This is a genomic window from Paracoccus halophilus, from assembly GCF_000763905.1.
Classification (GTDB): domain Bacteria; phylum Pseudomonadota; class Alphaproteobacteria; order Rhodobacterales; family Rhodobacteraceae; genus Paracoccus; species Paracoccus halophilus.
Map to the genome: position 1 here is coordinate 66,803 of NZ_JRKN01000019.1, position 8,641 is coordinate 75,443.

10 protein-coding genes and 2 pseudogenes are annotated in these 8,641 nt (G+C 60.0%); 8 read left to right on the forward strand and 4 right to left on the reverse strand.

The annotated features are described in order from the left end of the window. Positions 1 to 54: 54 nt before the first annotated feature. Positions 55 to 957: a DMT family transporter gene (locus IT41_RS13185; protein ID WP_036742153.1), complete on the reverse strand. Its 903-nt coding sequence runs from the start codon at positions 955 to 957 to the stop codon at positions 55 to 57. An 83-nt stretch (positions 958 to 1,040) separates the two neighbouring features. Then, the gene (locus IT41_RS13190; RefSeq protein ID WP_036742156.1) at positions 1,041 to 1,745 is read right to left on the reverse strand and encodes an SDR family oxidoreductase; all 705 of its coding nucleotides are present in this window, start codon (positions 1,743 to 1,745) and stop codon (positions 1,041 to 1,043) included. 101 nt (positions 1,746 to 1,846) lie between these two features. On the opposite strand from IT41_RS13190, the gene IT41_RS13195 reads away from it, so the two are divergent. Beyond that, entirely contained in the window at positions 1,847 to 2,719 is an 873-nt protein-coding gene (locus tag IT41_RS13195) for a LysR substrate-binding domain-containing protein (protein ID WP_036742158.1), read from the forward strand. A gap of 527 nt (positions 2,720 to 3,246) precedes the next feature. On the opposite strand, the gene istB is transcribed toward IT41_RS13195, so the two are convergent. Next, entirely contained in the window at positions 3,247 to 3,993 is a 747-nt protein-coding gene (gene istB, locus IT41_RS13200; RefSeq protein WP_036742203.1) for an IS21-like element helper ATPase IstB, read from the reverse strand. A 66-nt stretch (positions 3,994 to 4,059) separates the two neighbouring features. Between istB and IT41_RS13205 the strand changes: the two genes are divergently transcribed. From IT41_RS13205 to IT41_RS21965, 7 genes and pseudogenes are all read left to right on the forward strand, one after another. Further along, positions 4,060 to 5,109: a recombinase RecT gene (locus tag IT41_RS13205; protein ID WP_231564747.1), complete on the forward strand. Its 1,050-nt coding sequence runs from the start codon at positions 4,060 to 4,062 to the stop codon at positions 5,107 to 5,109. After that, the gene (locus IT41_RS13210) at positions 5,106 to 5,327 is read left to right on the forward strand and encodes a hypothetical protein (protein ID WP_036742161.1); all 222 of its coding nucleotides are present in this window, start codon (positions 5,106 to 5,108) and stop codon (positions 5,325 to 5,327) included. Before IT41_RS13205 ends, IT41_RS13210 begins: the two co-directional genes overlap by 4 nt. Positions 5,328 to 5,385: 58 nt before the next feature. Beyond that, entirely contained in the window at positions 5,386 to 5,748 is a 363-nt protein-coding gene (locus tag IT41_RS13215) for a hypothetical protein (RefSeq protein WP_036742164.1), read from the forward strand. Between the two features lie 11 nt (positions 5,749 to 5,759). After that, positions 5,760 to 6,737: a DUF2303 family protein gene (locus IT41_RS13220; protein WP_036742208.1), complete on the forward strand. Its 978-nt coding sequence runs from the start codon at positions 5,760 to 5,762 to the stop codon at positions 6,735 to 6,737. A gap of 83 nt (positions 6,738 to 6,820) precedes the next feature. After that, positions 6,821 to 7,003 carry a hypothetical protein gene (locus IT41_RS13225; RefSeq protein WP_036742167.1) on the forward strand — a complete coding sequence of 61 codons (183 nt, stop codon included), beginning with the start codon at positions 6,821 to 6,823 and terminating at the stop codon, positions 7,001 to 7,003. A 57-nt stretch (positions 7,004 to 7,060) separates the two neighbouring features. Next, positions 7,061 to 7,261, forward strand: coding sequence for a hypothetical protein (locus tag IT41_RS13230; protein ID WP_036742169.1), 201 nt, complete (start codon positions 7,061 to 7,063; stop codon positions 7,259 to 7,261). 423 nt (positions 7,262 to 7,684) lie between these two features. Beyond that, positions 7,685 to 8,149 (forward strand): annotated as a pseudogene (locus tag IT41_RS21965) (DUF262 domain-containing protein); the annotation flags it as partial. 377 nt (positions 8,150 to 8,526) lie between these two features. On the opposite strand, the pseudogene IT41_RS20770 reads toward IT41_RS21965, so the two are convergent. Beyond that, positions 8,527 to 8,641: pseudogene (locus IT41_RS20770) on the reverse strand (IS5/IS1182 family transposase); the annotation flags it as partial.

Consider the following 8,641-nt stretch of genomic DNA (forward strand, 5'->3'; position numbering starts at 1 on the left):
TTTCTGACCCAAATGGCGTTCCAGCCGGGGTTATGCCATCGACGTTTTGAGCCCTCAGTTGACGTTCGCTCGGAATGTCGGAAGAGGATTACGCTTTCCGGTCTGGATAAGCACCACGCCCCCGAGGATCAGCGCCAGCGCGAGGATTTCGATACCAGTCACATCTTCTCCGATGGCCGCGCCAATAATGACCGCGACCACCGGCGCAATATAGGTAGCCCCTGCGGCGCGAACCGGCCCGAGCCTGTCGATGATGAAGTAGTAGATTAGGAAAGCGCCGCCGGTTCCCAAAGCACCCAGGCCGATGATCGCCCCCCACATGGCATTGGTGTTTGTCGCAATGGCAGTGATCCCGCCAAAATCGGTCAGAAGCGCAAGCGTCAGCACTGCAAGCCCGGTTTGCCATGTCGCAAGAGCCAAAGGCGGAAGTTTGAGCGGTGACAGAAAGCGGCGGGCGTAGACAAAGGACGCGCCGACGCTCAACGTTCCCGCCAGCATCCAGAAAACGCCAAGGGGATTGACCCCATCTGCCCCGTTCCAGGGCTGGGCGCTCAGCACGATTCCCAGAAACCCGAGCGTGACGCCGACAGCCATCTGCCGAGTGGGGCGTTCCTCGCGCAGGAAAATTGCCGCGCTGAGAAAAGTGAAGATCGGAATGGCTCCACTGAGAAGGCCCGCCACACTGCTCGGCAAAAGAGCGGTCCCTGCGACGAAGCCGTAATAGTAGAAGCTGGTGGCAAGCACCGACATGGCCAGAAAGTGCGGCAGGTGACGCAGTTGATCGCGGGTGATTACCCCGGCCTTCCACGCGATCACGGCCAGCGGCAGAAAGCCGAAAAGAACCCGGAGAAACACAGTCTGCATCGGAGAAATGAGGCCTGTTGCCCATTTCATGTAGATGAAATTGGACCCCCAGATGAGGCCGAGCGCAACAAGCGCAGCGTAGGCGCGGAACATGGTGTCAGTCTTTCAGGTAATAGGTGGCAAGCGTCCCGCCCCACGAGGGTAAGACGGCGACACAGGCAACGATGGGAAGAAAATCAGACTGAGCGGATCACACCACCATCGACCCGGATGCTTTGGCCGGTGATGTAGCCCGCACCCTCGGACAGCAGGAACGCGATGGTCGCGGCGATTTCTTCAGACTTGCCGTATCTCTCCATCGGCACGCTGTCGCGACGCTCATCGACTTCAGGCAGACTGTCGATCCAGCCGGGCATGACATTGTTGATGCGAATGCCCTTTGAGGCATATTCGTCCGAGTCGATCTTGCTAAAGGCCCCAAGGCTTGCCCGGAACGCCGTCGAGGTCGGGAACATGGCGGTTGATTGGCTGGCCCAGGCGGTCGAGATATCGACGATCGCGCCGCCGCCCTGTGCCTCCATGATGGGCGTCACGAGACGGATCGGGCGCTCGGCACTCAGGAAATAGACCTCCATCCCCTTGTGCCAATCCGTATCGGTAATTTCCAAGATAGGGGCGCGTGGACCGTGACCGGCCGAGTTCACCAAGGCGTCAACCCGGCCCCACTTTTCCATGGCGAGATCGACCAGACGTTGAACATCGTCGTTCTCAAGGTTGGACGCGGTTACACCGACACCGCCCAACTCCTTTGCAAGGGCTTCACCCTTGCCCGACGACGAAAGGATCGCGACCTCGTATCCATCGGCGGAGAGTTTACGCGCCGTGGCAGCGCCCATGCCGGAGCCGCCTGCGGTGATGAGTGCCACTTTTGCTTCAGCCATTTTCGCCTCCTTTGAGTTATTAAATACACAATAGCTCATAAACCCGAAGCTTTCGCGCCAGAACGAAACCTGCCATGATGTAGAAAAACTACAGAATCAACATGCCCGTTTCCCGCCGATCACTCCCCCCGTTGAATGCGCTGCGCGCTTTTGAAGTCGCCGGGCGGCGGCTGAACTTCCGCGCCGCATCCGAAGAACTGGGCGTCACGCAGGGGGCTGTTGCCCAGCAAGTCCGACTCCTAGAGGATCACGTCGGCACCGCCTTGTTTCAGCGCTTGCCGAGAGGGGTCGCATTGTCCCCCCAGGGAGCGGCTTATCTTGCGGATGTGACCCGCGCGTTCGACACACTCGGCGACGCGACCACGCAGCTTCTGGCTCGGCCCGATGCTGTCACGATCAGCGTGACGCCGACTTTTGCCACGAAGCTGCTGATCCCGCAGTTGCCTGCCCTCAATTCCGCGCTGCCGGAGGTCGAGCTTCGAACCATTGCGACAGAAGCCGTATCCGACTTCGACCGGGATCAGGTCGATATTGCAGTGCGTCTGACGCGGCCACCCTTTCCGGGGTCTGTCGAAGCATATCTCTTGTTCCGGCAGGAACTCGTGGCCGTCGCCGGTCCGCATCTGGTTGGGAAAGCAGTATTGCCGTTGTCGACGGAGCAATTGGGAGACCTGCCGCTTCTGCACGACGCACACGACCATTGGCCGAAGTTCTTTGGCACGACCGGGAAGCTGCCCGGCGCCGTGTTCAACCAGACCACCCATGCTCTGGACGCAGCTATGGCCGGACAGGGTGTGGCCCTCGCCTGCCGCGCCTTCGTGCAGTCTGATCTTGATGCAGGCCGCCTGCTCCAAGTCCTTCCGGCAGGTTTCGAGGCGCGGGCCGACTACTATTTGGCTCGGAAGCGGGCCACATCATCACGAAAAACGGTAGACGCCGTGTGGGATTGGTGCATCGCCAACTGGTCCTGCTAACGACCCAACAAACGGCCACTTTGTCCCGCATAGCAGACGCCCGGCATCGGGGGGCAGTGGGTCAGCTTTGCTTGACGTATGGGGTGGAAGTGCCTGACGAAAAAGGCCGACAGGCGCAGTGATAGCTCGCGCCGTGAGTCAAGAATCTCTGGCATCTGACACATATTGTCGTCTGTCAGAGATTTCTGGCTTTCCGCCAGATTTCTGACCCAATTGGGTTTTGGGCGTCGGGTTCTGTTGCTCTGCATCTCGGGCATCCCTTTTCCCTTCATCATTGGCGTGATCTGCAAGACCCGCCCCTTGGGGCGCGCTCTTGCAGGTCCGCCACGTGGCGAACGTGGGACAGGGGGGCGAGGCAAGTGTCAACGGCGGAGCAAAATCCGGCCATGTGGCGGTGCAAAACCCGGCCACTTCGGGTTTGTGCGCGACAGGTGCCGAAAGGCGGCGGCCAGTCAGCCGCGCTCCCCACATAGCGGGCGGCTGACTGGCCGCCTTGGCCCTTCAGGGCCAAGTCTGCGCGGGCCGGATCAGGCGGTGTCGGTGGATTTGCGCACGCGGCTTTGCGCCAGGCGGTAGCTCTCGCCGTTCATCTCGAGGATGTTGACGTGATGCGTCAGCCGATCGAGGAGAGCGCCAGTGAGGCGCTCGGTTCCGAAGGTTTCGGTCCATTCGTCGAACTGCAGGTTGCTGGTGATCAGCGAGGCGCCACGCTCGTAACGCTGGGAGATCATCTCGAACAGCAGTTCGGCGCCGGTCCTGGACAGCGGCACGAAGCCCGGTTCGTCGATGATGAGCAGCTTGACGGCGGCCATCTGTTTCTGGACGCGGAGCAGGCGGCGTTCGTCACGGGCCTCCAACAGCTCATTGACCAGCGCAGCGGCGGCGGTGAAGCTGACCGACATTCCCTTCTGGCAGGCCGCCAAACCCAGGCCGAGGGCAATGTGGGTTTTGCCGGTGCCGCTCGGTCCGAGGGCGATGACGTTCTCGCGCCGGTCGATCCATTCGCAGCGGGCAAGCTCCAGCACCTGCATCTTGTTGAGCTTTGGGATCGCCTTGAAGTCGAAACTGTCCAGGCTCTTGGTCGCCGGGAACTTCGCGGCCTTGATGCGCCGATCGACCATCCTTCGTTCGCGGTCGATCAATTCGAGCTCGACCAGGCGCGCCAGAAACTGGACGTGATCCAGCCCTTCGGCGGCGCATTGGCGGGCCAGCTTCTCGTGCTCCCGCAGGAAGGTGGGCAGCTTTAGCGTCTTCAGGTGATGCGCGAGCAGGATCCTCGGGGCCTGCGCACCACGCCGAAGCTGGGAGCGTGCAACCCGCTCTCGCTGCTGGGCGCGATGATGCAATGCGCCAGCCTGGGTCTCGAGCCGAACACGGTGCTAGGCCACGCCTATCTCATTCCGTTTGACCGGAAGGAGAGGAACAAGAATTCGGGCCGGTGGGAGGTGGTGGAAACAAACGTCCAGCTGATCATCGGCTACAAGGGCTATATCGACCTGGCGCGCCGGTCGGGCCACATCACGTCGATTGCCGCCGGCATCCACTACAGCGACGACGAAGCCACTGGCGGCCTGTGGGAATACGAGGAAGGCACGGAATCCCGGCTGCGTCACCGCGCCGGCGCACAGGAAGGTCATAAGCTGCACGCCTATGCCATCGCCAAGTTCCGTGACGGTGGCCACGCCTATGTCGTCTTGCCCTGGGCGAAGGTGATGAAGATCAGGGACGGCTCGCAAGGCTGGCAGGCCGCTGTTCGCACCGCCGAACAATACAACAAGCCGATCAACAGCCCTTGGGCAACTCATGAGGACGAGATGGCGCAGAAAACCGCCATTCGCGCCCTGGCGAAGTTTCTGCCTTTGTCCACCGAGTTCCGAGACGGCCTGGAAGCCGATGGCGCGCGCGCGGATTACATGGGCTTCGCCATGAACCCGACCGCCGGCCTCGATGCCCAGCCGGAATACGACAGCGATCTGTCCGGGCAGATGATCGACCACGACCCGGAAACCGGCGAGGTCGCCCAGGTCGAGGATCAGCGCTCTGCGCAGCAGACCGTGCCGAAGGATCAGAAGCGCGAGAGGGCGCCGGCGCAGCGTCGCAATCAGAAACCGCGCACCGATGACACCGCCTACAATGACGGCGGGCCGAAGGCGGCTGAACAAGGTTCGCTGGACGTCGATCGCCAGACGGAGACGGATCGCCCGCCAGAGTTCGACAAGTTCATCGACATGCTCGACGCGCAGATCTCTGACGAACTGAACGATGGCATGTCTCTGCAAGAGGTTCTGGACCTGCACGACACCCAGCTCGCTCAGATCAAGAAGCATGAGCCCGAGCGCCATGCCGAGATGCTGAAGTCCTACGAGGATTTCGAGGCGGGGCAGCAATGAATACGTGCAACAACAAGGGGCTCTCTTGGCCATACTCGCGGGCCACCCAGCCCGACGCGGCCAAAGGCTCCGGCACCTATCAGCGTAGCGACGGCTCGAAGATCAGCATGGCCGACATGAACCCGCACCATCGCGCCGCCGCGATCAAGAAAGCCGAGCGCGAAGGGAAAAGCGGCTTGGCTGATCAGCTGCGGGCCTCCGGGCCACTTCCGGACTAACGCCAGCCCGGCCGGTTATCGTGCCCCCGGCCGGGCTCCATCCACGAAAGGAATCCTCGTGTCCACTCCCCCTGTTCTTCGCTCCATCGACCAGATCCTCGGGCTCGCCGATGGCGGCGATTACCTGCCGGATCTGCTCGACCGAATGGAAGCAAACAATATCGAGATGCGCCAGCACTCGCAGGATTACCAGACCACGGCCAAGGCCAAGGTCAGTATCACCATCAGCATGTCGCTCGATCGGTTCGGCCAGCTTGAAATGGTGATCGAGGACAAGATCACCGGGCCCAAGCCGCCGAAGCATAAAGCTGTCGGATGGATGAACGGGACAGGCGGCGTCACCACCCACAACCCGGCTCAAAGCCGCATGGAAATCCGCGACGCCGGCGACGGCCGCCGCGAACTTCGCACCGCTGAATGAAAGGGATCAGCATGGAATCCACCGAACAGAAGAACATCGCCGAGACGATCATCGAGACGATGAAAGAACTTGGCGATATTCAGACCATCGCCGCACCGGATGTCGGCGATGAGCTTACGGTCCCGACGATGGTCGCCGTACCGAATGGCCTGAACGTCCAGGACGTGACGAACGCTCACTTGGCGGCCCTGACTCGGCTCAAGCCTCTGCGCCGAACGGGCACCGCTCACCTGGCCGATCTGTCAAGCTTCATCGGCTGGATCAATCGGTTCAAGGGCGAGCAGTCCGTGATCTTTTCGCAGATCAACCCTGCTCCGAAGCTGACGGCAGTAATCGATTATCATGGTCAGGGCGCCCCGACTCTGGATGCCGGTACGCGCGATGTACTGGCCAACGCCTGCAAGCACCGCGCCGAGTACAATTTCCCGCTCTCGCGCGAATGGCGCCTGTGGCAATCGATCCATGACAAGCCGCTCACCAAAGACGAATTCGGCGAGTTCATCGAGGCCAATGCCAAGGACCTTCTGGACCCGACGCCGTTCCTCCTGGGCCGGGGGAAGGGCGAACCGGAACCGTGGGAACAGCGCATGGCGGACATCGCCGCAAAGGTGCAGGGCCGCTTTGGCCAGTATTCTGCGCTGGTGCAGCTGTCGCGCAGCTTCCAGATTCACGAGACCGGGCACCTGAACGTCACGACGAACCGCGACACTGGCGAGGCCCAGGTACAATTCCTTACCGAGCATAAGGAACTGGATGGCGCACCGCTGCGCATCCCGAATCTGTTCATGATCGCGATCCCGGTGTTTGACGAAGGCGCTCTCTATCGGCTGGCGGTTCGGTTCCGCTATCGCAAAGCGGGCGACAGCGTGAAATTTATCGTCTCGCTCTACAACGCTGACGTGGCGCTGCGTGACGCGACGCGCGAGGCAATCGAGGCTGCCGAGGCCGCGACCGAATTGCCGGTCCTGATGGGCACGCCGGAGGCGTGATCCCGTTTTGACGCTCCGGTGACTGGCCCCGCGCGGGCCAGCATCCCGAGCGACACGCTCGATCACCCAAGCAAGGAACAGACATGACGAACCAGACCGATAAGCACATCGAAGCCCTTCGCGATATCCACAGGAACCGAGCGGTCAGCATCCGCGCTTCGAAGCCGCTGAAGGATTCAGGCCTGATCGAAACGAGCGGCCGCAGCAAGCCCGGCTGGCTGAACGCGACGCTGACGCAAGCAGGTCGTGAGTTGATCGGCGTCTGACGCTCCGGTGCGCAGCCCCGCGCGGGCTGCCATCCCGAGCGACAGAAAGGATGAACCATGACCGCCCAGCAAATTGCCCGCCTCGAACGCGCGCACCTGATAGCGGCGCGGATCGTGGCGCTGGATCCTGCCGCGCTTCCGGTTTTCGAGCGCCTCGACGCAGAGATGGCCGCGGCAAAGGCCGAGGTCGAGGCGAGGCGCCTCAATGATCCGATTGCCCGCGCCCGCGCGCTGGCCCAGCTGAGGAAAGCAAGCTGAATGACCGGGACAAACCGCGCATGTGGCGGCGCAGAGCCCTGTTTCAGCGTCAGCAGCAGAGAGCGGGCCAAGTCGGCCCTGAGCGGACCTTGATCGCGAGATCAGACGCCGCGTCGCAGCTTCTCCGAACCCGCCGTTCGTGCAGGCTGCAGCATTCTGCCTTTCTTTCGTTAGCGTGATCCCCCTCGGTTAATTCGTGCTCGGAGCGGACTTGTGGCGGCACAACTGGTCATGCGCTGCGCCACCTCCAGCCAAACCTCTCTTCGGCCCCATGTATTGCTGTGCAAGCATACATTGCCAAAAGTTTGCCGAGACCTTGCGCCAGACGATGAACCCGGCTACCAAATTTAACTGAAGAAACTCGTCGTAGACGAGGGATAAGCGGGGCTGCTTAGCATATGCCCCGAATTTTGGGAAATTCATATGAAGAGTTTCGATTCTCGCACCTATAGTATCAACGACTTTATTGAATGGGATAGCCAGAAACAGCTCGTCTTGAACCCCGCGTTCCAGCGCCGTGCGGTATGGAGCGACAAAGCAAAAAGCTATCTCATCGATACGATTCTCCGCGGAAATCCGATCCCAAAAGTTTTCATTCGCCAGAAGCTAAATGTGACAACGAAATCTTCGATCCGAGAAGTCGTTGATGGACAGCAGCGTCTTCGCACCATCTTATCTTATGTCAGAGATGGCTTTCCGCTGGGGCGAAATCAGCATCCAGAATATGGCGGCATGCGCTTCAGCCAACTCCCCGAAGATGCGCAATCAGGGTTCCTCACCTTCGAAATTGCTGTTGACCTACTAATTAATATATCAGACTCTGAGATATTAGACATCTTCGCACGTCTCAACTCTTATGCGGTCATTCTGAACGAGCAAGAGAAAATAAACGCTGGACATTTCGGACCCTTCAAGGTTCTGGCTGACAAGATCGGATTCGAATATAACGAGTACTGGACTAAGCAGAGAATCCTCACTGCCCAGCAAATCTTGCGAATGCAAGAGGTTAATCTTGTTGCTGACATCATAATTGCCATGATCGAGGGAATAAAGTCGAAGAAGCAAATCAAGCGATATTACTCTGCTTATGAAAGCGACTTCCCACATGACGTCGCAAATCTGGAGCTTAGATTCAGGGAAGTTGTTCAGTTTATTTCGAATCTGTTTCCGGAAGGCTTGGCGAACACGGAGTTTCGGCGCAACCATATTTTTTATACTTTGTTCACGGCCGTCTATCATTGTTTGTTCGGACTTAGGGTCAGGACTCATTTTGGCAGCCAAAAGATGACGATGGCGGCGATGCAGATGGCGGAGAGGAACAGGTCTCCGCATCTGTCGTAACGGGTTGCGATACGCCGCCAATCTTTCAAGCGGGCAAAG

What these genes read in the sequence shown, in the direction of transcription:
- IT41_RS13205 (WP_231564747.1), top strand. Translation starts at nt 4,060, where the DNA reads ATGCAATGCGCCAGCCTGGGTCTCGAGCCGAACACGGTGCTAGGCCAC.
- IT41_RS13220 (WP_036742208.1), top strand. Translation starts at nt 5,760, where the DNA reads ATGGAATCCACCGAACAGAAGAACATCGCCGAGACGATCATCGAGACG.
- IT41_RS13210 (WP_036742161.1), top strand. Translation starts at nt 5,106, where the DNA reads ATGAATACGTGCAACAACAAGGGGCTCTCTTGGCCATACTCGCGGGCC.
- IT41_RS13185 (WP_036742153.1), bottom strand. Translation starts at nt 957, where the DNA reads ATGTTCCGCGCCTACGCTGCGCTTGTTGCGCTCGGCCTCATCTGGGGG.
- IT41_RS13195 (WP_036742158.1), top strand. Translation starts at nt 1,847, where the DNA reads ATGCCCGTTTCCCGCCGATCACTCCCCCCGTTGAATGCGCTGCGCGCT.
- IT41_RS13230 (WP_036742169.1), top strand. Translation starts at nt 7,061, where the DNA reads ATGACCGCCCAGCAAATTGCCCGCCTCGAACGCGCGCACCTGATAGCG.
- IT41_RS13190 (WP_036742156.1), bottom strand. Translation starts at nt 1,745, where the DNA reads ATGGCTGAAGCAAAAGTGGCACTCATCACCGCAGGCGGCTCCGGCATG.
- IT41_RS13225 (WP_036742167.1), top strand. Translation starts at nt 6,821, where the DNA reads ATGACGAACCAGACCGATAAGCACATCGAAGCCCTTCGCGATATCCAC.